The sequence below is a fragment of the Xanthomonas protegens genome (genome assembly GCF_038442435.1).
Classification (GTDB): domain Bacteria; phylum Pseudomonadota; class Gammaproteobacteria; order Xanthomonadales; family Xanthomonadaceae; genus Xanthomonas_A; species Xanthomonas_A sontii.
This window is the reverse complement of the sequence record NZ_JAQJCQ010000012.1, coordinates 1-20,306: the sequence shown is the minus strand read 5'-3', so window position 1 is coordinate 20,306 and position 20,306 is coordinate 1. Positions and strand designations below refer to the sequence as shown.

General features: G+C 61.7%; 18 protein-coding genes. 5 read left to right on the top strand and 13 right to left on the bottom strand.

All coding sequences use genetic code 11. The features are described from left to right. Window positions 1-74 precede the first annotated feature (74 nt). Window positions 75-1,043 (top strand): alpha/beta hydrolase, encoded by a 969-nt coding sequence (locus PIQ37_RS14230; RefSeq protein ID WP_342074043.1) that lies wholly within the window; start codon window positions 75-77, stop codon window positions 1,041-1,043. A 178-nt stretch (window positions 1,044-1,221) separates the two neighbouring features. On the opposite strand, the gene PIQ37_RS14225 is transcribed toward PIQ37_RS14230, so the two are convergent. The 9 genes from PIQ37_RS14225 to PIQ37_RS14185 form a co-directional block, all read right to left on the bottom strand. Next, complete coding sequence (locus tag PIQ37_RS14225) at window positions 1,222-2,142, bottom strand: hypothetical protein (protein WP_342073943.1); 921 nt, start codon at window positions 2,140-2,142, stop codon at window positions 1,222-1,224. Window positions 2,143-2,290: 148 nt separating this feature from the next. Then, window positions 2,291-3,070, bottom strand: coding sequence for an SPFH domain-containing protein (locus tag PIQ37_RS14220; protein WP_019797028.1), 780 nt, complete (start codon window positions 3,068-3,070; stop codon window positions 2,291-2,293). 229 nt (window positions 3,071-3,299) lie between these two features. Next, complete coding sequence (locus PIQ37_RS14215) at window positions 3,300-3,980, bottom strand: hypothetical protein (protein WP_342073942.1); 681 nt, start codon at window positions 3,978-3,980, stop codon at window positions 3,300-3,302. Window positions 3,981-4,239: 259 nt separating this feature from the next. Next, complete coding sequence (locus PIQ37_RS14210; RefSeq protein WP_342073941.1) at window positions 4,240-4,536, bottom strand: hypothetical protein; 297 nt, start codon at window positions 4,534-4,536, stop codon at window positions 4,240-4,242. Between the two features lie 319 nt (window positions 4,537-4,855). Next, entirely contained in the window at window positions 4,856-5,500 is a 645-nt protein-coding gene (locus PIQ37_RS14205; RefSeq protein WP_342073940.1) for a hypothetical protein, read from the bottom strand. Window positions 5,501-5,689: 189 nt separating this feature from the next. After that, window positions 5,690-6,682 (bottom strand): XVIPCD domain-containing protein, encoded by a 993-nt coding sequence (locus PIQ37_RS14200; protein WP_342073939.1) that lies wholly within the window; start codon window positions 6,680-6,682, stop codon window positions 5,690-5,692. 12 nt (window positions 6,683-6,694) lie between these two features. After that, window positions 6,695-7,336, bottom strand: coding sequence for a hypothetical protein (locus PIQ37_RS14195; protein WP_342073938.1), 642 nt, complete (start codon window positions 7,334-7,336; stop codon window positions 6,695-6,697). Between the two features lie 149 nt (window positions 7,337-7,485). Continuing rightward, window positions 7,486-8,139: a hypothetical protein gene (locus tag PIQ37_RS14190; protein WP_342073937.1), complete on the bottom strand. Its 654-nt coding sequence runs from the start codon at window positions 8,137-8,139 to the stop codon at window positions 7,486-7,488. A 163-nt stretch (window positions 8,140-8,302) separates the two neighbouring features. Then, window positions 8,303-8,902: an XAC0095 family protein gene (locus tag PIQ37_RS14185; RefSeq protein WP_342073936.1), complete on the bottom strand. Its 600-nt coding sequence runs from the start codon at window positions 8,900-8,902 to the stop codon at window positions 8,303-8,305. A 411-nt stretch (window positions 8,903-9,313) separates the two neighbouring features. Here PIQ37_RS14185 and PIQ37_RS14180 point away from each other — a divergent pair, with 411 nt between their 5' ends. Next, entirely contained in the window at window positions 9,314-9,718 is a 405-nt protein-coding gene (locus tag PIQ37_RS14180; protein ID WP_342073935.1) for a very short patch repair endonuclease, read from the top strand. Window positions 9,719-9,889: 171 nt separating this feature from the next. On the opposite strand, the gene PIQ37_RS14175 is transcribed toward PIQ37_RS14180, so the two are convergent. The 4 genes from PIQ37_RS14175 to aceE form a co-directional block, all read right to left on the bottom strand. After that, window positions 9,890-11,083 carry a PP_RS20740 family protein gene (locus tag PIQ37_RS14175; protein ID WP_342073934.1) on the bottom strand — a complete coding sequence of 398 codons (1,194 nt, stop codon included), beginning with the start codon at window positions 11,081-11,083 and terminating at the stop codon, window positions 9,890-9,892. Next, window positions 11,080-13,098, bottom strand: coding sequence for an ATP-binding protein (locus PIQ37_RS14170; RefSeq protein WP_342073933.1), 2,019 nt, complete (start codon window positions 13,096-13,098; stop codon window positions 11,080-11,082). Before PIQ37_RS14170 ends, PIQ37_RS14175 begins: the two co-directional genes overlap by 4 nt. A 29-nt stretch (window positions 13,099-13,127) precedes the next feature. Further along, window positions 13,128-14,201 (bottom strand): DNA cytosine methyltransferase, encoded by a 1,074-nt coding sequence (locus PIQ37_RS14165; RefSeq protein ID WP_342073932.1) that lies wholly within the window; start codon window positions 14,199-14,201, stop codon window positions 13,128-13,130. 139 nt (window positions 14,202-14,340) lie between these two features. After that, complete coding sequence (gene aceE / locus PIQ37_RS14160) at window positions 14,341-17,031, bottom strand: pyruvate dehydrogenase (acetyl-transferring), homodimeric type (RefSeq protein WP_342073931.1); 2,691 nt, start codon at window positions 17,029-17,031, stop codon at window positions 14,341-14,343. A 216-nt stretch (window positions 17,032-17,247) separates the two neighbouring features. On the opposite strand from aceE, the gene PIQ37_RS14155 reads away from it, so the two are divergent. From PIQ37_RS14155 to PIQ37_RS14145, 3 genes are read left to right on the top strand one after another with little or no spacing between them, the layout of a single operon-like run. Beyond that, entirely contained in the window at window positions 17,248-19,224 is a 1,977-nt protein-coding gene (locus PIQ37_RS14155) for a SpoIIE family protein phosphatase (RefSeq protein WP_342074042.1), read from the top strand. Then, window positions 19,221-19,661 carry an ATP-binding protein gene (locus PIQ37_RS14150; RefSeq protein WP_342073930.1) on the top strand — a complete coding sequence of 147 codons (441 nt, stop codon included), beginning with the start codon at window positions 19,221-19,223 and terminating at the stop codon, window positions 19,659-19,661. The genes PIQ37_RS14155 and PIQ37_RS14150 overlap by 4 nt, the downstream gene beginning before the upstream one ends. Next, window positions 19,658-20,044, top strand: a complete 387-nt coding sequence (locus tag PIQ37_RS14145) for an STAS domain-containing protein (protein WP_342073929.1) — start codon at window positions 19,658-19,660, stop codon at window positions 20,042-20,044. The genes PIQ37_RS14150 and PIQ37_RS14145 overlap by 4 nt, the downstream gene beginning before the upstream one ends. Window positions 20,045-20,306: the final 262 nt, after the last annotated feature.

The following is a 20,306-nucleotide window of genomic DNA, read 5'->3' as shown; positions in this document are numbered from 1 at the left end:
CTGCACTCGCGTCGACATGGCACCATGCAGATGCGCCGACTTGCGCGCGGACCCGAACAAACGGAAACGACGGAATGAGGAAAGCGCTTTGGCTGGTCTGGACGTGCCTGCTGCTCGCCGGGTGCACGAACACGGCGCAGGCACCTGCGGCAGCGGCGGCAACAAAGGAGGCCAGCGCGCAACCGGTACCACCTCCCGCACGCACCGTGGCAACGCAGCTCGGCGGTCAGCGCGGCAGCGGTGCGCCGTACGAACTGGTCGGGACCGAGGTGTGGGATGTCCCCGATCCCGTGTCCGGCCGCACCTACCAGGTGTTCGTGGCGCTGCCTGCCGGCTATGCCGACCATCCCGAGCGGAGCTACCCGGTGCTGTATGCCACCGATGCCGACTATGCATTTCCGGTGGCGCGGCAGATCGCGCGGCGCTTGAACGGCGAAGGGCCGGCTATCGAGGACTTCATCCTGGTCGGCTTGTCGTATGCACTCGGCGATGAGCCGATGCCGAGCCGGCGCCGCGACTACACGCCCACCACCGAGGCCGGCGATGTTGCGGCCGCCGGTGCCACTCACGGAGGTTCCAGCACCTACATTGCCTACTTGCGCGATCAGGTGCTGCCCTTCGTCGCGCACCGTTATCGCACCGATGAAGCGCGGCGCCTGTTCCTTGGCCATTCGTACGGCGGCCTACTCGGCACGCAGATCCTGCTGAGCACACCCGAGCTGTTTTCCGGCTACATCCTGGGCAGCCCGTCGTACTGGTTCGGCGCGCATGCCATGCGCGCCGAGGAAACGCACTTCGCCTCCAGTCACCACGATCTTCCGGCACAGGTCTACATGTATGTCGGCGAGTACGAACAGCGCCGCTACGGCAAGCGCTACGACATGGTGACCGACGCGCAGCAGATGGTGCAGACCTTGCGTGGGCGGCACTATCCGTCGCTGCGCCTGCAACTGGATGTGCTCGCCGACGAGGATCACCTGAGTGTGGCGCCACGTGGACTCACCCATGGCTTGAAGTTCCTGCTCGGTGTTCCGCCGCAGTGAGTGTGGCGTCCATGCCGCTGGTTGGGCGGATGCCGCATCTTTACGGACGGCTTTTTTCGCGGCTGAAGCCGCTCCTACAGGTGCGCGCCGGCCGCTGTTATAGGGTTCCTAAAGCCGCGCCTCCATCTAGCGAAGCGTTGTTCGCGGCGGTTTACTGTAGGCGCGGCGCAACGGCCGCTCAATACTTCAGCGCGTCCGCCGTCGGTGCCAATGGCGCGAAGCGTGCGCCGTTGAAATCGTGCAGCAACTGGAAGGCCTGCGCACCCCGCTGCGCCACCTCGCCGAAGTCGCTCTTGCGCAGGCGATACAGCCCGCCCTCGCGCGCGAACACCAGGTCGCCGCCGTCCCAATCGGCCCAGTCGCTGCCCGGCAGGTCGACCAGCACGTTGCCATCGCGGTCCAGCACCCGGTGATCCAGGCCGTACCATGCATGATTATCCTCGCCGACCGCATGCAGCAGCGACTGCAGGCGGCGGCCATTGGCGCCGAGCTTCTCGCGCACGCGCGGGCGGCTGAAGCGGAACAGCGCGTCGCTGCGCAGCCCACCGCGCTCACCCTCGCCTTCATCGCGCAGCTGCCAGCCGGCGCGCTCACGCAACGCGCCGTCGATCGGCTCGTCCTCGCCGCCACCCGAGTACATGCCGAATGGACGCACCTGCAGATGGAGCGGCAACTGGAAGCCGCTCGGCATCGGGAACGGGTCGCGCCCGTCGCGGGGCCGATGGTTCAACAACAAGGTCCGCTCGTCCTCGAACATCCCACCACCACCCCAGCTATCTCCCTTGGGCCACAGTGCCAGCGCGGTGAAGAACGGCGGCCGCGACAAGGCCGTCCAGGTGCCGAAGTCGCCGCGTTGCTTGGAGGCGAAATACACCAGCAGCCGCCCCGACGGCGACAGATCGCAGCGCCGTTCGTAGATGCGGCCCTTGAACCACTGGCCATGCACGAAGCTGTCGTCGCGCAGATCCCAGTGGATCAACTGCACCTGCTTGCTCGGCCCGCGGCGGAAGATCACGCCGGTACGCGCGTCGCGCGCCAGCAGGGCGAACAGGCGCGTCGCCGGCGGGCGCTGCGACACTGGGAACGGGGCGGGCTCCATCTGCGGATCTCCTCGCAGGACACAGCCATCACAGTGGCAGACACGCGGCACGGCGACAACCGCTGCCGGCGCGCCGTAGCGACAACGTGCAGCGTGCGACCGAGCGGCATGCGGCGAGCCACCCCAAGCCCGCCTCTACTGCGGCGCGCTACTTGGCGATCACCGACGTCCCCGACGGCACCATGTAGCAGGCCTGCGCCTTGGCACAGGCCTCGGCATTGATCTCGGCGATCTGGCTGGCCAGGTACTGCTCCGGGGTCAGGCCCATGCGGTTGCGGTAGGCGTTGTCCGCGTCGGCCTTGGCCACCTGCTCCTGCTCGCGCTGGCGCTCGGCGGTGGTGGCTTCCACCAGGGTCTTGACCCGCTGCTGCTGCGCCGCGGTCAGGTTCATCTGCTGCAGCACGTCGGGATTGGGACGGGCGCGGCCGAGGGTGATGTTCTGGATCTGGATCGGCAGGCCCTGCTCCTTGACCAGAGCGCGCACGTTCTCGGTCACCGAATCGTCGATCTTCCGCGCCGTGTCCGGGTCGCTCATCATCCGGGTCATGTCGTAGCGCTTGACCTGGTCGCGCACGATCGCCGCGTACTGGCTGGCGACGTTGTTCTTGAACCAGTCCTGGCCGAAGCCGGACAGCAGCCGCGCCGGCGCGGTGATCCGGTATTGGATCTGCGTGGAGAAGTCCAACAGGATGTTGTCGCTGGACGAGAAGTCGTCGAAGGCCACCTGCACCGTCTGCGGCGTGGTGTCCACGTACACCGCCGACGTCGTCATCCAGGTGTAGGTGCGGCCAGGATCGCGCACGTCGTCCAGGCGGATGCCGCCCTTGCCGAACAGCAGCGGCTTGTCCACCAGCACTGCCTGCTGCCCCGGATCGGGCGAGACCACGGTACAGCCGCACAGCAAGGCCGCCACGGCGGCGGCCAGCATGGAATGTTTCATCGATGTCCCCCTGAAGGACGGCGCGCGCGCCGTCGTGTGCGGGGGATGCTAGCGCATCGTGGTGGGCAAGGCATCTGGTTGTCCGCCGATGCCAGGCGGTGACGCAGGTCTTTCGCTTCACGTGTCCCAATGGCACCGCGCCATGTGCTGTAGCCAAGGCTGGCGCCAGCAACTGCGACGTGCGGGCAAGCAGGCTGAAGACCCGAAGGAGTCAGGCTCAGTGCTTCGAGCTGGCCGGCACAGTCGCACGGCATTGTGCGAGCAACGCCTCGCCGGCGGGGCTTTCTCTCGTCATGGGCAGGGCGCCGAAGGCCTCAAGCGCCTCGGTCCGCACACGCTCAGCGCTCTCGGATGAATCGACAAGATGCGGATCGTCCGACGCCACGCCGAAGCCCGGCAGCGCAGAAGGCTCCAGATGCCCCAATGCCACCAGTTGCCCGCACAGCCCGTAGTGGTAAGCGGCGTACTCGTTCCCAGCCAGCGGCACGTCGCCAGCGGCGAACATGCCCACGTGGAAGCCCTCGTGCGCCACCAGATCGGCGATGTTGGCCAGCGTCGCCTCTTCGGTCTGCAGCACCGGGGCGACTAGAACGAGCTTCGGCCCTCTGCCCACCCTGTAGAAGGTCGCCTGGTAGTCCACCCGACTGGGCACGACGAGCAACGTGATGGCGATGTTCTGAACGTGCGACTGGGTGCTGACGAACGCGAGCGCCTCGGAGGCGACGCGGCAGATCCGCTCAGGCATGCGCTCCAGTCCGTTGGCAAAGGCCACCTGGATGCGGCGATCGCTGCAGACGATGCGCTTTTCGAAGTGCACGAGCTGCGCGCGCCCCTGCGTCGCGACCTGAGAACGTGTCAGGAACAGGCCCATCCCATTGATGGCGCTGTGCTTGTTCATTCCCTCGACCGAGATGTGTGGTGCATCTGCCGCTAGCGCTTGCGTGCAGATGAGTGCCATCCAGAAGCAGTGCAGGGCCAGCAGACCCGTCCATCTGCACCTGCGCACGGTGTGCTGCAACCCAATGACCGAATCAACGCGCACCGAGATCCGCTCCCTGAGGCGCGTGGCCTAGAGGCCGCTGCTGCCCAGCGCCCTCTGGCCCTGATGATGCAGCGGGAAGGATGAGCATAGGCAACCTGTCGATCCGGCAGGGCATCTACATCAGGTCCGAGTAATCGCCGATTTGATTGCAGATCTCCGCGGGTGGCTCGGCCAACTCCACCAACCGGCGCTTGCGGGACGCTGTGTCGTTCTTCGGCGACACGATGCGATACAGCAGATACAGGCGGCCCTGCACCTGCCAAAGACCAAACGTAGAGAGCTCGGAGAACTGGTACGCCGTGTCGTCCAGCCGATGTGCAGTGAAGTTGCACTCGGCGTAGCTGCCCGCCCCACAACTGGCATCGAGCGACCGCAAACCGCCCGTTCCTCGCAGGTCGAAATGATAGGTCACCCCCACCTCGTTCCCTATGATGGTTGGCGTGATCTGCTGCGCAGGCAACGCCACCCCACTATCCCAATCGGTGGCTTGCTTACAGAGTGCGTCTCCAGAGCCTGCAGCCAGGACTTCGCTGGTAGAGACGTTGGCGCATCCGGCCAAGAAGAGGCCACTCAGTCCCAACCAACAGCGCAGTCTCGCCATCGCTCCCTCCCTGCCGCCCGGCGACCGTGAAATGGCAGGTCTGGTGACCTCCCACTAAAACGTAGCCGAGCGCACGGCGCACTGTCCATCTCCACCGGACTGACCTGGACTACGAAGGGCCGCTTTTGGCTCACTCAAGGGCCGTTTGGCAGAAGTGCGCCATCGCTATCCCCTCAGGTGCGTCTTTGGTCACCACCCCATCCCGCATGAATTGCATGAGCTCTTTTGTTGCCGAAATGCCCGCAAAGTTCGACGCATTGACGCTTCCAGAAACGCCTTCTGCATGCTGCGGCAACGCAATGGAAGGGAGATCCTTGCTTCTCACCCATCCCAATGCCTGCAGTTGTGCGCAGGCCCCCATCGTGTAAGCGAGGCGTTCCTCCTTCTGCATTTCGGACGTTGTGCCGCTGAGGCCACGCAGCAGGTGGAATGTTTCGTGTGCGGTCGTGGAAACGACATTCGCGGCAACCAGATCACGTTCCTTATCTAGCGCGAATGCATAGCGCGCGCTTGCGCTGGTCGCCGTTGCCAGCGATGACGTGCGGGCAATGAGCTGCCGGCCGGGACCGATCAAATCCTCCGTCAGTTCCAGCTCCACGCCAGGCAATTTCGACGCAGTGACGGCATACTGAAGCGCAGACAGCACCGCTGCACATGCGGGCGCAGCATAGGTCTCCGCACCTTCCTGTCGTCGCAAGGTGACGTGTAGCTTTCCGCTGCGGCACTCTTCAATGACAGCGAAATTTTCGGCTGCGCGCGAACTACCAGGCAACACGCTGACCGTTCTGACAGCGAAGACCGGCCCAACCCTGGTCACCGCCGTAGCGTGTGCACCCTCTTTGGAGATCAGTCGCGCGGGTGGCACCTGGAATGGAAGCACATGCTGCCATCAGCAAGGTGACCATCACCATGCCGATCTCACGACCTCCAGGACGTCGCATGCGCCGCCACATGGCGCTGGCCGTCAGATCTGATGAGGCTTGGATTGAGTCTGAGAAAGCTGGTCCACGCCCTGCGCCTGGCTTAAGCGTTGCGCCTCGTTCAAAGCCTGCAGCTGCGCCAGCGTCTCTTCCACCGGCTTGCGCAGCGCATCCTCCGTTCGCATGTGCGCACGCAGGTGCGCAGGGTCGTTGAGCGCACCCTGGACAACGAACAGGTTCTCGCCTGCATGCACGTTGCGCGAGTCCTGGCTGAGAACCACATGGTCGATACGCGAAAGGCCGTTTTCCTTCGCAAGGCAAGCAGCGCTCGCCGCCAACTTGGCGCTGTTGCCGTCGTAATCCCGCCCCAGGCCTTGCTCCAGCTTGACCACCGCAGATTCTGCCTGCTGCAGCAATGGATCGCGTGGTCGCTCGAGGCCTGCACTAGCGAGCACTGCGGACGCTCCTCGGGCGCCTGGCGTCTCATTCTCGCTGATAGCTTTTTGCCAGAATTTCTGCTCCGGCATTGAGTTGTGATGCTCCTTGTTCAACTCGCTTCCCGGCTTCGGCGCCGGAATGCTGCGGATGTCGTCCTCGTTGTTCAAGGGCTTGAGATCGCCGTCGAATTTCTCGTCGATGACCCCATGCCGGTCCCGACGATGTAGTCCCGCGTGGTTGAGAGCACCCCACGTGAAATCGATGCAACTATTCGTCGCGCCGTTGTACTGCATATCGAAGCCGTACTTCTTTGGATCCGCACCAAAGTCCCTCAGCTTGTCGTACTGCGCTTTATCGATCTCCATCGTGCGCGAGTAGTAAGGATCCTTGTAGTCCTTTACATCGTTGTAGACGACGTTGCCCGGTCCACTGTAGTCACCATGGTGCTTGGGAGCGAAGCCATAGCTATTCTTCGTCGTGCCATCGTCGATTGCATAGTAGACATGCCCCGCAGCCGACGTACCGCCTGACAGAAGCGTTGGCGTCCCAGGCGCAGCCACATACACCGTCACGGTATAACGCTTATCCGGATTGTCCATGTCCGCTCCCTCTTACTTTCCCTTTGCTGTGTACGCGATCAAGAGCTGCGCATGCGCCTCGACAAGCGCCTCGCGATGCCGATCCACACGCAGCCTCAACCGATAGTGACCCGCCTGTAGCGACGGGCTGAAGGCGAATGCAAGCTCTCTTTCCGACTTGCTTGGCGAAAGCAGACCGGACTCCTGCATCGTGGTCACGTCGGCATCGAAATCGAATAGGCCGGCCGCCGTGCCATCGGCTGGCAGCGGCACAAGCGCGTCCCGCTCGCGGTCGATGCGCTGACTCCGCTGGAGTTCGACCTTCGTCGCACCAGAAGAATCGATCCGCTCAAGCTGGAGAAATGCGACGATGTCGGCACGCACCAATCGGTCGGCAAGATCGGCTAGGGCAGTCGCATCCTCACCTGTGATCCTGACTCCGATGAAGACGGGTGGCGTCTCGTCATCACCTTGTTTCGGCACGTCAAACTCCACCTGGACTTCCGCTGGACCCGTTGAATCCAGGTTGCGTACCAAGGGTACTTCAGTTCGCATATCGCTTCGCTCCTTGACGACGTTCCGTTCCGCGAATTGCGGGGCTCTACCACATCCCGCCAGTAGCCCCACCACCAGCGCCAGCGCAGGAATGCGCGCTTGGCTTAGTACACTTTTCACGCAGACCTCCTCGTAGGGATTCGATGCTGCACGCAATGCACAAACATGCTCGCACAATCGCCTTCAACCGAAGATAGACGAGGGAAGTACTCCCTTAACCAGCAGATTGGCAAGCACATCCGCGTGACTCACTCACCGGCCGTGCGTTCCTACTTCGCCTTGGCCGTGAAGGCGACCAACAAGTCCGGTTTCGCCTCTCCCAAGGCACGAACATTACTCTCGAAGCGGACGGACACCCGGTAGCGACCAGGCGGTGTATCGCGAACAAAGGCCAGATCCATTTCACGGTAAGCGGCATCCGGAGCGATCAATCCAGCGGCGCGCATCGTCGGTTCATCTGCATTGGCCTTGAGGAGACCTGGCACATGTCCGTCGCGGTCCAATGCCACCGCCTGGTACTCGGTGCGCCCAACCAGTTCGCTCCGCTGCAAGACCACGGGCTCCTCGCCTGCCGCCGTCAACCGAGAGAGATGGACCTGCGCGGTGACGCCGGCGTCGCGTAAGCGGTCCACTTTGGACAGCGCAGACTCAGCATCCGGGGCCGCTACCCTCACCCCAATGAAGATAGGCGGTTCCGGATCATCGGCCTGGGCGGGAACATCGAAATCCAGCGTGATGGCATCAGCCAGCACGTGCGGGCTCAGTGGCCTGACCAACGGCACGGCCGTTCTCATTGCAGATTCCTCCTTGGCATGCGGCGCTCGGTCCGGCGCTGGGGGCTGAGCCGAATCAGCCTGGCATCCCGTCAATTGCAGCGTCGCGGCAATGAAGAGGATGCCGATCAGGTGCTTCGCTGTCACCATGACACGCTCGCTTCGATTCTCTTGCACTAGAGAGTAGTCCGGCCGGCCGATCGGCGCGAGTATGCCGTCGCCCACGCGGACGCTCGCTGCAGCCCTGTTCGGCCCAACAGCGTCGGGCCGGCCTTGTCTTACAAATCGCCCGCGCCGCGCCAATTAGCCAGGATCAATGCAGCCACCCGCCTCCCGCAGGCGGCGCCTCGGATTCCAGCGCATAGACAGCCCGCTCTTCTCGTACGCTGTTGGACGCCGGTTCGCGCAGCGGCTGGCGTGCGATCTGCAGCAGCAGTTCACGCACGTCGTTCGCTGCGGCGCAGAGCGTGGTGCCCGCTTCCGGCAGCGTCTGGCCGGGACGCTCGGGCGCATCGCCGGCCGCCACTATCCGGGCATTGGCCGAGACGGTCTCGGCCAGCTGAGTGAGCCTGTCGATCTGCTGCTGCGTCACGCGGAACGTGCCGCTGCCGGCGTCCGTTGCTGCCTGGTAAGTGGCATCGGGCCGGGCGCCGCGCGTGGTGTCGGTCCGCTGGGCGGGATAGGACAGCGCGTCCAGCACCAGGTCCACTTGTTCGGCCAACAGTTCCAGGCAGAGCGCCAGTTCGCCCATGCGCACCTTGGGTTCGGCGGCGCGCTCCTCGGCCTGCGTGCGTGGCTGTGCCAGCCGGACCAGGAAGCGCACGTGATCGCGCAGCTTCGCCAGCCGGAACTGGCTGTCCTCCGGCAGGAAATAGCCGGGCATGTCTTCGTCGTCCAATCGGTCGTGCGCCATCGTTGCCTCCTCGTTCCATGAAGGGGTCCGGCCGCCACGCATGGCGGACGGGAAGTCGGGAGGTTCGAAACCGCACGTAGACGGCGGGCGTATTTCCCCGAAGGGTGTTGTATTAGCCGCCCTCCCGACGCAGGCATCGCGTCAGCTTGCGCCCGAGCATCGGGCACAAAAAACCCACCGGTTTGTCGGAGGTGGGTGCCGCTACGTGAGGAGTTTCGACGCTCCTTATTCATGAGAATGCATCTAATGCATCACTTCTGTCAACGGTCAAGATAACAGCCCCAGGTGCGCCCTGCCGACACTGCAAAACCACCCCACCTTCCTCGCCAAGCTTCCTGACATATGTAAATCAGTTAGTAGGCACTGGTTGATCTCCCGGTTAGCGGGTGCTTTTATTAGGCCATGGATTTCATGAGCAAAGAGACCCGGAGTCGTGTGATGTCTCGAATTCGAGGCCGCGACACCAAACCTGAAATGGTTGTGCGACGGTACTTGCACAGCCGTGGCCTGCGATATTCGCTCCATGACCGCAAGTTGCCAGGGAAGCCTGACTTAGTCTTCAGATCCCGTAAGGTTGCAGTCTTCGTACATGGCTGTTTCTGGCACGGCCATGAGGGGTGCAAAAATTGGAAAATGCCGAAGAGCCAAACTGAATATTGGCTGGATAAGATCTCAGGGAACCGCAAGCGCGACGCCAAAGCCATCCGAAGCTTAAAGAAGGACGGTTGGCTTGTTCGTGTTATATGGGCCTGCCAGCTCAGCGAAAAACGACTAGACAGGCTTTATCAGACGATCACTGAGCGCGACAAGATTTGACCAAATAGCGATTAGCTCGGCCAGCTCCAACACCATTCCACCCCACTACTCCCCACAACTCCTCAGGACGTTTAAGCCACATATAAAAATTCACCACCAACGACTTGGGCCCGCATAATAACTGTGGCCTGCAGGTTCAAGCGACATATATATCTTGAATATCTTCATTCGCTAGACCTGGCAAGCCCGAGCAGTGAGAGCCCTCAACCAAGGACGATAGCCGCTAATATCGTAGTCCACCTTTGAGAGCATTTTCTCTGTATCCTCGACCATATCCATCATGTTCTGATCAGCATTCAATACAGCATCCCCATCTATCAAAGCCCCGGCCTTTCGAACGATCTGAAGCGCACTCGAAATTTCAATTTCCGGAATATCAACCTGTTCAACACCAACTGCAATTACTACCTTTTCAATTGGCTTGATACGAAACACCGTCGACAACATATCCACATCATTGCCGTACACACGATATCCAAAGCAACTTGCTAGCTCTACCTTCGCTGGATCTTGAATCTGGTTGTGAAGAAAATGCAGAAGATATTTCCCCATGCCTATGGCAAAAATTTTTGCGATCGGCTCTCCCGATTTTCCCCAACAGCCTGCCAACTCATCACCAATACTCTCTTCACCTAGTGCAAGAGCCTCTACAAGGCTAGCCTCGAACTGCGCTGCGGCGGCTAAGTTTGTGTCAATCGGCTTAGAAAATTTCTCTCTTGCAAGACCAACGTTATCTGGATCCACTCGAGTCGTGATCATTAACAGCCAAGGCCGCGTGCGTACGCGCTGATGAGCGACAATCCGCTCTATAACATCAAACATGTTCGGACTGGGGGTTGCAGAACCGAAGTGATCACATAAGTCAATGTTAATTACATCGAACGTTCCCCACTCGGCTAGCTTTGCGGCGGCATGGGAACGGCCCACTGCTATATCCTGCAGGCGATCGGGCAGGGTCAACGAGTCATCCGTTATTATTCCTTCTTGCCGTAGAACTGACTCTGCATTTAGCTGCACACCCGTTTCATCATTTGACACCTGCCTTGCATTAAATCCCAGGAGACGAATTGCACCTCCGTTCTTTTGGACAGACTCACCAAGAACTCGGACGTCAAGCATGTCCGCCCCAGGAAGTGATAGATATGAAATGACACGCCCTTGCTCTTGACCAATTAATCGATCAACCTGTGCCACCCATTGACGCCTTCGAATCAATTGTTTGACGGGGTGATGCCAGGGTTCGAACTTAATCTTTTTCCGCAGGCTTAAAAGGGCCTCTCCGTCGGCATCATCGCCATAGATGCCGGTGATTTCATCTTCTTCTACGGCATCGACCCCATGTCCATCTGGGATATGATTCATCATTCTTTAGCTCCGTAGAAAACCTGCAGAATTGCTTTGATTAGTCCCTCCTGATCGTCGAAGCTCATTGACTGCAGAACTTCATATGCGAGCAGAACCTGGACCAGCGCTTCGACCTTTCCGTCCCCTTGATCCAATGGCAGTGTGCTTAAGGACTTAACACGCCCTAGGATTTTCCTGCTAATTGCCACCCGCCCTTCAAAACGCGCAGCTTCCACGGCAAGATCATCGGCAATAGTTACAGATGGCGGAATATCGTCCGCTTGCCGCTCAGCCCACACAGACTTAACATGCTGATGTAATTCAGTTAACTCTTTTCCAATATCAACCTCAACTCTAGCTTTACGTTGTTTGGCAGCGAGATCTTTATGCTTGTTGGTAAGCTGACGAATCGTCCTCTGCAACCAGCTTGCAACAAGTTGCACATGGGGATGAGAAAAATTAAAGGATTCTCTATCAATATTTAACGCCGCATCCAATCCGCGCCGGATGAATATCTCAGAAGTAATTTGCCGAAGCCGCGTCAGCTCCGAGACCTGATAGCCGAAGAATGTTGAATCAAAGGCAGCCCCACTCGCACCTCGAATCCGCACCAGGACGCCATTATTTTCCTTGGGTATGATTCGTCCTGTCCAGAACGCATATGCCTCCAAATCGAGACTCCCGCCCCTCTTTGATTCCGAAATCTTGGACAAATTAGGATTATAAGCACCGACCAAAAGAAGAGAATTTGATATATTCTTCTCTCCAGCAGGGATGAATTTGTACCGAATCGGGCGTTTGATCTCGACACCATCGATAACCACCCTAAATCCACCCTGCCCCTGCTCCTGTCCATCTAGTAGCCTGTGGTTTCCCGGACCTCGGCGATGTATTGCCTCACGAACAGTCTCTCCATTTTCCATTAAGACATGAGTAGCCTGTCCGCGCTGCTCATTTGAAATCCAATAAAGTTGAATATTGTCACTGGCAGTTAGATCATAAGGATGACGATCGACATATCGCACTGGCGCCGAAAGGCCTAATGTCCACAACATATTCAGATATGCGTCGAGCGTCGAACTTATATCTGCTCGATTGGACTTGCCTGATTCACGCTCCACCTCGTCCATGAGGATCGACATTCGCACATCTTCCTGATCGTTTTCTTTCCAAGGCAGCTTAGGTGCTTCAGCGATGGTCGCCACATCTCCATGCGTTGTTGGCGCCATATTACCTACGTGAAATGCAGGACGATTGACGCGAATCGCATTGGCGGCTTCTTTGTCTCCGCGCAGTAGCGCCTCATCCTTTTCGCGAATTAGCGCCCACCGATCAGCGTCACGCAAGATATTTCGGACACGCGGCTTGATTTCCTCAAGAATAAGATCAGTGCCATGGGAATCCAGATCTTCAGCTTTCTGCCTTACGATCTCAACTATCCCTGTAATGTACCTATCATCACTTTCGCTTTCGGCGTGATCGTACTCGTCGCCATCCTCAGCGTATGTCCGTAAAGAGACCTCCGCAATTAAGCGGTAGTCCGCACCACGAACTTTTGTGATGATTCGAAATCGACGTGCCAGCTGACTCACGGAAAACAACCCAATTCCTATTTTCCCGATCAGCTGTCGACCGCCGGGAGATACGTCTGTGTCGCCTCCAGTTACACCTAATTCTTGCCCCTTAGCATTGCGCTTTGCGCTGCCACCGATGTTTTTGACTAAGTGAGACAATGTTTCGAACGTCATGCCATTGCCGTCATCTCGAACATAGATGCGACCAAAACGCGGCGCATCAGTCAAGATGGAAACATTACGCGCATCCGCATCCCAAGCATTTGAGATCAGCTCTCTCAGCGCCGATGCTGGCTCACGGTAAATTCCGTCCGTAACCCTTGCGATAACACGATCACTTGCTTGAAGATGCGTTTTAATCGGCTTCCCTGCGTCATCAGGATTGCCGAGGTATTTCGCAAGTTCGCTTTGCCGCTCGATAAAACCAACGTCAGGCACGGGGTCAAATTCATTCGTTTCCAATTTGCCACTCCTTTGGTCCTTTGTCTCACTCAGTCTAGCTGCAACTGGGTCCGAATGGATTCCGCAATAATGGCAGCCATAGGCGGAGGCACCGCTTCACTCACCTGCGTAATCTGGGCAGAAAGCGTTCCCTTCAGAACAAAATCGTTTGGAAACCCCTGTAGCCGCATCGCTTCTAACACGCTCAGGCGACGATGTTGGCCAGGATGAACATGAACCTCGCGATTGCCATACGCAACAGTTGGACTTGGCTCATGCCAGCTTAAGACCTTAAAACAACGTCTATTTTTGCTACCGATACTCATCCTCCCGCTGATGAACTTCTCAGACTTAGGCTTCATGCACCAGTGATTTGGATGAAATGGAATTGAATCTGTTGAGAGGCCCCGTTCGAAGTGGATAGGCTCTGGAAGGTCTCCAATTGCGTCCTTGACTGTCATTGCGACTGCGTTGGGCTGGGGAGGTATCCACTTCCTGGCTCCGTAAAGGGCCTTGTTAAATCCCACAACAATGATACGCCTACGTCGCTGCGGAAGGCCAAAATCGTAGGCATCCATTACAGCCTCAGTGAGATTGAATTCCTTACTAAGCTCACTCTTCATCCTCTCGAAGACGTGAGCATGCTTTGGACCAATGAGCCCGAGAACATTTTCGAATGCAAAAAAATGAAGAGGCGAGCTTTCATTCAGTTCGTGGACCAAGCGTGCATATTGATCAGGGAGTGAATGCCTTGGATCATCAATTCTATCCGTGGTGTTTGCCCCACTAAAACTTTGGCAAGGCGGCCCACCAATTAAGCCGACAAAGTTTAGTCTTCCACCAGCATCTAGCGAAATCTTCTCCACGGACAAATCGCGAACATCAAACACATGGCCTGTGAGCACACTTGATCGATTTGCATTGTAGGAATCGATGCTTGATTGCCTAATATCATAAGCCGCTGGCACAATGAAGCCGACTTTCTCAAACCCGAGATCCAGCCCACCGGCCCCGCAGAAGAGACTCACGACCGCCCCTCCGGCTGGAGATTCGCCAGCCGGCGCTATCGAGTGGGTTGACCGTTCGCTTTGTCGAGATTCGTTTGGAAAGGCGGATTGATCCATCATGATCTTCCTGGTCACGTTCCTGCTTTTTTATCGGCAAGTCGCCGATACAGCGTTCCATATATCTAAAATATATGCAAACGCCAACAAATAAAATAGGGCGGCACAAGGCCGCCCTATACCTTACACACGTAACTTATCAAACCCCAACCGGATTAGCCTTCTCCGGATCGATCTTGTACTGCTTGATCGCCCTGGCCACATCCTTCCCGGTCATCTTCCCATCCTTCGCCAACGCCGCGATCGCGGCATGCGCGATGTAGTACCGATCCACTTCGAAGAACCGGCGCAGGTTCGCACGCGTATCCGAGCGGCCGAACCCATCGGTGCCCAGCACGGTGTAGTGCATCGGCACGAAGGCGCGGATCTGGTCGGCGAAGGCGCGCACGTAGTCGGTGGCGGCGATGGCCGGGCCCTGGCGGCCTTCCAGCAGCTGGGTGACGAACGGCTTGCGCTGTTCGCCTTCCGGGTGCAGGCGGTTCCAGCGCTCGGCGTCGAAGCCGTCGCGGCGCAGTTCGTTGAAGCTGGGGCAGGACCAGATGTCGGCGGTGACGCCGAAGTCCTTGTCCAGCAGTTCCGCCGCGGCGATGGCTTCGCGCAGGATGGTGCCCGAGCCCAGCAGCTGCACGCGCAGTTCGCCCTTCTTGGGCTTGCCGGCGTCCTTGAGCAGGTACATGCCCTTGATGATGCCGTCTTCCGCGCCCGCCGGCATTTCCGGGTGGGCGTAGTTCTCGTTCATCAGGGTGATGTAGTAGTACTCGTCCACCTGCTCCTGCATCATCCGCTGGATGCCGTACTGCATGACCACGGTGACTTCGTAGCCGAAGGTGGGGTCGTAGCTGCGCACGTTGGGGATGGAGCCGGCGATGACCTGGCTGAAGCCGTCTTCGTGCTGCAGGCCTTCACCGTTGAGCGTGGTGCGGCCGGCGGTGCCGCCGAGCAGGAAGCCGCGGGTGCGCATGTCCGCCGCCTGCCAGGCGATGTCGCCCACGCGCTGGAAGCCGAACATGGAGTAGTAGATGTAGAACGGCAGCATCGGCACATTGCTGACCGAGTAGCTGGTGCCGGCGGCCATCCACGAGGAGATCGCGCCCGGCTCGCTGATGCCCTGCTGCAGCACCTGGCCGGACTGGTCTTCGCGGTAGAACATCAGCTGGTCGGCGTCCACCGGCTTGTATTTCTGGCCGAACGGGGCGTAGATGCCGATCTGCCGGAACATGCCTTCCATGCCGAAGGTACGGGCTTCGTCGGCCACGATCGGCACGATGCGCGGGCCCAGTTCCTTGTCGCGCAGGGCGATGTTGAGGCTCTGCACGAAGGCCATGGTGGTGGAGTAGGTGCGCTCGCCGCTGTCCTTGAGCAGGCGCTCGAACTTGTCCAGGCCCGGGGCCGGGATGGACAGGTCGGCCTTGCGGCGGCGCTGCGGCAGGTAGCCGCCCATCGCGGCGCGACGCTCCTGCAGGTACTGCACTTCCGGCGAGTCCGGGCCGGGGTGGTAGAACGGCACCTGCTCGGCGTCGGCCAGCTGCTTGTCGCTGAGCGGGATGTTGAAGCGGTCGCGGAACGCGCGCACGGCGTCGTCGTCCAGCTTCTTGGTCTGGTGGGTGGGGTTCAGCGCCTCGCCGGCCGAGCCCATGCCGTAGCCCTTGACGGTCTTGGCCAGGATCACGGTGGGCATGCCCTTGGTGTTCACCGCCTGGTGGTAGGCGGCGTAGACCTTGTGCGGATCGTGGCCGCCGCGGTTCAGGCGCCAGATGTCGTCGTCGGACAGGCCGGCGACCATGGCCGCGGTCTCCGGGTACTTGCCGAAGAAGTTGGCGCGGGTATAGGCGCCGCCGAAGGCCTTGCAGTTCTGGTACTCGCCGTCGACGGTTTCCATCATCAGCTTCTTGAGGACGCCGTTGGTGTCCTTGGCCAGCAGGGCATCCCAGTAGCCGCCCCACAGCAGCTTGATGACGTTCCAGCCGCCGCCGCGGAACACGCCTTCCAGCTCCTGGATGATCTTGCCGTTGCCGCGCACCGGGCCGTCCAGGCGCTGCAGGTTGCAGTTGACCACGAAGATCAGGTTGTCCAGGCCTTCGCGGCCGGCCAGGGCGATGGCGCCCAAGGTCTCGGGCTCATCGCTCTCGCCGTCGCCGATGAAGCACCACACCTTGCGGTCGGACTTCTCGATCAGGCCACGGTGCTCGAGGTACTTCATGAACTGCGCCTGGTAGATGGCGCTGAGCGGGCCCAGGCCCATCGACACGGTGGGGGTCTGCCAGAAGTCCGGCATCAGCCACGGGTGCGGATAGGAGGAAATGCCCTGCCCGTCCACTTCCATGCGGAAGTTGTTGAGCTGGTCTTCGCTGATGCGGCCTTCCAGGAAGGCGCGGGCGTAGATGCCGGGGGAGCTGTGGCCCTGGATGTACAGCAGGTCGCCGGGGTGCTTGTCCGAGGGCGCGCGCCAGAAGTGGTTGAAGCCCACGTCGTACAGGGTGGCGCTGGAGGCGAAGGAGGCGATGTGGCCGCCCAGGTCGCCCGGCTTGCGGTTGGCGCGGACCACGGTGGCCATCGCGTTCCAGCGGATGATCGAGCGGATCTTCCACTCGATGGCCGCATCGCCCGGGCTCTTGGCCTCGTTGGCGGGGGAGATGGTGTTGACGTACTCGGTGGTCGGCGAGAACGGCAGGTAGGCGCCGGAACGACGGGTCAGTTCGACCATGTCCTCCAGCAGCTGATGCGCGCGCTCGGGGCCTGCGACATCGATGACGGCCTTGAGCGATTCGATCCACTCCTGGGTTTCAGTGGGGTTCGGATCGTTCTGCAGCACCTCGTTCAACCAGTTCATAACGCTCCCGTAGGTCGCACGCACGCGCGCGATGGCATGTGTTTTCTCGAAGCCTGCAAGTGTAGCGCAACCGCCTCTCAGGACCTCGTACGCCAGCGTATGGAACGGACTGTCACATTGGCCCGGGACACCCTGCGGGACAGCCGCCACGGCCGCTGTGCCGGGCGGCCGCGGCTACGCTTATGATCGGGCTCCAGGCCCCCGTGGAGCGCCGCCATCGCCCTTGCCTCGTCAGCGCAGGACGCCTCCGCGGTCGCCTGGCGGCACAGCCTGCGCACGCGGCTGCTGTTGTGGGGCAGCCTGCTGCAGGTGGCGCTGCTGCTGGGCCTGGCCCTGCTGTTCTACGTGGGCGCGCGCGAGGTGATGGTGCGCAACGCCCGCGAGGAGGTGGCCGGGCTGACCCAGCAGACCGCGCGCAGCCTGGACGCCACGCTGGGCTCGGTGCAGGTGAGCGGGCGCACCCTGGCCGCCGCCGCGAGCGGGCTGGGCCGGCAACCGTTCAACCTGCGCAACCTGCTGCAGGCCACGCTGCAGGGCGACCCGGACATCGCCGGCGCCTTGCTGGTGATCGAGCCGGGGGCGCTGAAGGGCGACGACCGCGGCTTTGCCTGGCACCTGCGGCGCACCGCCACCGGGGTGCTGGAGCAACCGGTGGAGGCGCTGGGCTTCGACGCGCGCAGCATGCCCTGGTACCGGCGCACCCTGGCCACACCGGCGCCGTGGTGGTCCGAGCCGTACAGCGATGCCAGCACCGGCGGCGCCTACCTGACCACCTACAACCTGCCGCTGCGCCTGCCCGGCGACGGACCGCAGGCGCCGGCGATCGGCATGGTCAGCGTGGACGTGCCGCTGCAGCGGCTGCAGGCCATCGTCGCCGAACTGCCGGCCAACAGCGGGCTGCAGCCGATGCTGCTGTCGCCGGACGGGCTGTTCGTGCTGCACCCGGACCCGGCGCTGCGCTTCCGCCGCACCCTGGAGGCGCACGTGGCGCGGGCGCGGCCGGACCTGTCGCCGCTGGCGCAGGCGGCCGACACCCACAGGCCGGTGCGCTTCGAGCACACCGCGCCGGACGGCACCCGCTACCTCACCCAGAGCGCGGCGGTGGGCGACACCGGCTGGACCTTCGCGCTGAGCGTGTCGGAGGACTACATCCTGGCCGGGCTGGACCGCATCGTGCTGTGGGGCGCGCTGGCCGGCGCCGCCGCGCTGGCGCTGTGGCTGTGGCTGCTGCACCGCTACACGGTGCGGCTGGTACGGCCGATCGAGGACCTGACCGACTCGGCGCTGCACTTCAGCCAGGGCGCGTTCGACTATCCGCTGCGCCACGTGCAGCGCGCGGACGAAGTGGGGGTGATGGCGCGCGCCTTCGACAGCGCGCGTGGGTCGATCAAGCGCCAGCTGGACGAGATCGCCACGCTGGCGCAGGCGCGGCAGCGCATGCAGAGCGAACTGTCGATCGCGCGCGACATCCAGCAGGCGATGCTGCCGGTGGGGCGCACCTTCGACAGCGCCCACAAGCACCTGGAGACGCATGCGCTGCTGGAGCCGGCGGAGATGGTCGGCGGCGACTTCTACCAGTTCTTCGAGACCGAGCCGGGGCTGCTGTGGTTCGTGGTCGGCGACGTGTCCGACAAGGGCGTGCCGGCGGCGCTGTTCATGGCGCGGGCGATGACGGTGCTGGAGATCGCCGCGCGCCGGCACACGCGCCCGGACGCGATCCTGATCGCGGCCTCGCAGCGGCTGGTGGAAGGCAACGAGCCGTGCATGTTCGCCACCGTGCTGTGCGGGCTGATCGACGTGCACAGCGGCGACTACTGGCTGTCCAGTGCCGGCCACGAGCCGCCGCTGCTGCTCGGCGCAGACGGCCACGCCGAACTGCTGCCGCTGGAATCGGGTCCGCCGCTGGGGCTGGAGCCGCAGTCGCGTTATCCGGTGGTCCATGGCCGCCTGGCCGCCGGCGCCACCCTGCTCAGCTACACCGACGGCATCACCGAGGCGATGGATGCGCAGGAGCAGCCGTACGGCGAAGCCAGGCTGCTGGCGGCGCTGCAGCCCGGCGCCGACGCGCAGGCGCAATGCGCCGCGGTGCTGGCCGATGTGCAGGCGTTCACCGCGCCGGCACCGCAGTCCGACGACATTACCCTGCTGGCGATCCGGCTGCGCCAGGATCCGGCACGGGAGACGACACGATGATGCTGCGATGGCAGATGGAACCGGCAATCGACGCACTGGCGCAGTTGAGCGACAGCATGGAGGCGGCGCTGCTGCGCCACGGCGTGAGCGGCGAGCAGGTGAGCCGCACCCGGCTGATCGTCGAGGAACTGGCCTGCAACACCCTGGAGCATGGCCACCTGCGCCGTGAGCCGCTGCCGGTGGACGTGATCCTGCACCTGCTGCACGACGCGCTGGTGCTGGAGTTCCACGACAGCGGCCCGGCCTTCGACCCGCGCACGGCGCCGGTGCCGGACCTGGACGCGGACATCGCCGAGCGCCCGATCGGCGGCCTCGGCCTGCACCTGGTGCAGCAACTCGCCGATCGCCTGGAATATCGCCACGACGGCGGCCGCAACGTCGTGCGCATCGTCCTGCTGCAGCCCGCCGATCCATCCCTTCAGGAGTCGCCCGCATGACCACGTTGAGCCTGCAGATCGATCCGGCGCAGGACAAGCGCCAACGCATCACCCTGAGCGGGCGCCTGGACACCCACACCTACCAGGCCCTGGACGAGGCGCTGGCGCCGCTGCTGGCCACGCAGCTCACCACCCTGGTGCTGGACCTGTCGCACCTGGACTACATCAGCAGCGCCGGCATCCGCTCGATCTTCAAGGCGCGCAAGGTGCTGGCCGCGCGCGACGGCCGGGTGTTGGTGGTGAACCCGCAACCGCAGATCCGCAAGGTGTTCGACGTGGTCAAGGCGGTGCCGTTGAACGAGATCTTTACCTCGGTGCAGGAACTGGACGAGTACCTGGACGAGATGCAGCGGCGGGTGCTGGAGCAGGCGCGTGGTGGGTGAGGCAAGGCTGCGCCTGTGTGGTACGCCCGCGACCTTTGCGTTTTTTGCTCTTCGTAGGAGCGGCTTTAGCCGCGACAGGCGTCACCGGTAACGCCCGTCGCGGCTAAAGCCGCTCCTTGTATCTGGACATGTCGCCCCTAAACAGGCGTCATGTCTTCCGACTGATCATCGGAGGAGGTGTGGGAGGTCCAGTCGCTCCTAAAGCTTCGAGCTTGCATCGTAGATCGGCTCCGCCCTCCACATGCTGGCCCTAGGGTGTCCG

Coding starts and splice junctions, on each gene's coding strand:
- PIQ37_RS14220 (WP_019797028.1), bottom strand. CDS start 3,070: ATGCTGGCCGCCGCCGTGGCGGCCTTGCTGTGCGGCTGTACCGTGGTC.
- PIQ37_RS14175 (WP_342073934.1), bottom strand. CDS start 11,083: ATGATGAATCATATCCCAGATGGACATGGGGTCGATGCCGTAGAAGAA.
- PIQ37_RS14200 (WP_342073939.1), bottom strand. CDS start 6,682: ATGGACAATCCGGATAAGCGTTATACCGTGACGGTGTATGTGGCTGCG.
- PIQ37_RS14225 (WP_342073943.1), bottom strand. CDS start 2,142: ATGGAGCCCGCCCCGTTCCCAGTGTCGCAGCGCCCGCCGGCGACGCGC.
- aceE (WP_342073931.1), bottom strand. CDS start 17,031: ATGAACTGGTTGAACGAGGTGCTGCAGAACGATCCGAACCCCACTGAA.
- PIQ37_RS14185 (WP_342073936.1), bottom strand. CDS start 8,902: ATGGCGCACGACCGATTGGACGACGAAGACATGCCCGGCTATTTCCTG.
- PIQ37_RS14215 (WP_342073942.1), bottom strand. CDS start 3,980: ATGAACAAGCACAGCGCCATCAATGGGATGGGCCTGTTCCTGACACGT.
- PIQ37_RS14150 (WP_342073930.1), top strand. CDS start 19,221: ATGATGCTGCGATGGCAGATGGAACCGGCAATCGACGCACTGGCGCAG.
- PIQ37_RS14165 (WP_342073932.1), bottom strand. CDS start 14,201: ATGGATCAATCCGCCTTTCCAAACGAATCTCGACAAAGCGAACGGTCA.
- PIQ37_RS14180 (WP_342073935.1), top strand. CDS start 9,314: ATGAGCAAAGAGACCCGGAGTCGTGTGATGTCTCGAATTCGAGGCCGC.
- PIQ37_RS14230 (WP_342074043.1), top strand. CDS start 75: ATGAGGAAAGCGCTTTGGCTGGTCTGGACGTGCCTGCTGCTCGCCGGG.
- PIQ37_RS14145 (WP_342073929.1), top strand. CDS start 19,658: ATGACCACGTTGAGCCTGCAGATCGATCCGGCGCAGGACAAGCGCCAA.
- PIQ37_RS14190 (WP_342073937.1), bottom strand. CDS start 8,139: ATGGTGACAGCGAAGCACCTGATCGGCATCCTCTTCATTGCCGCGACG.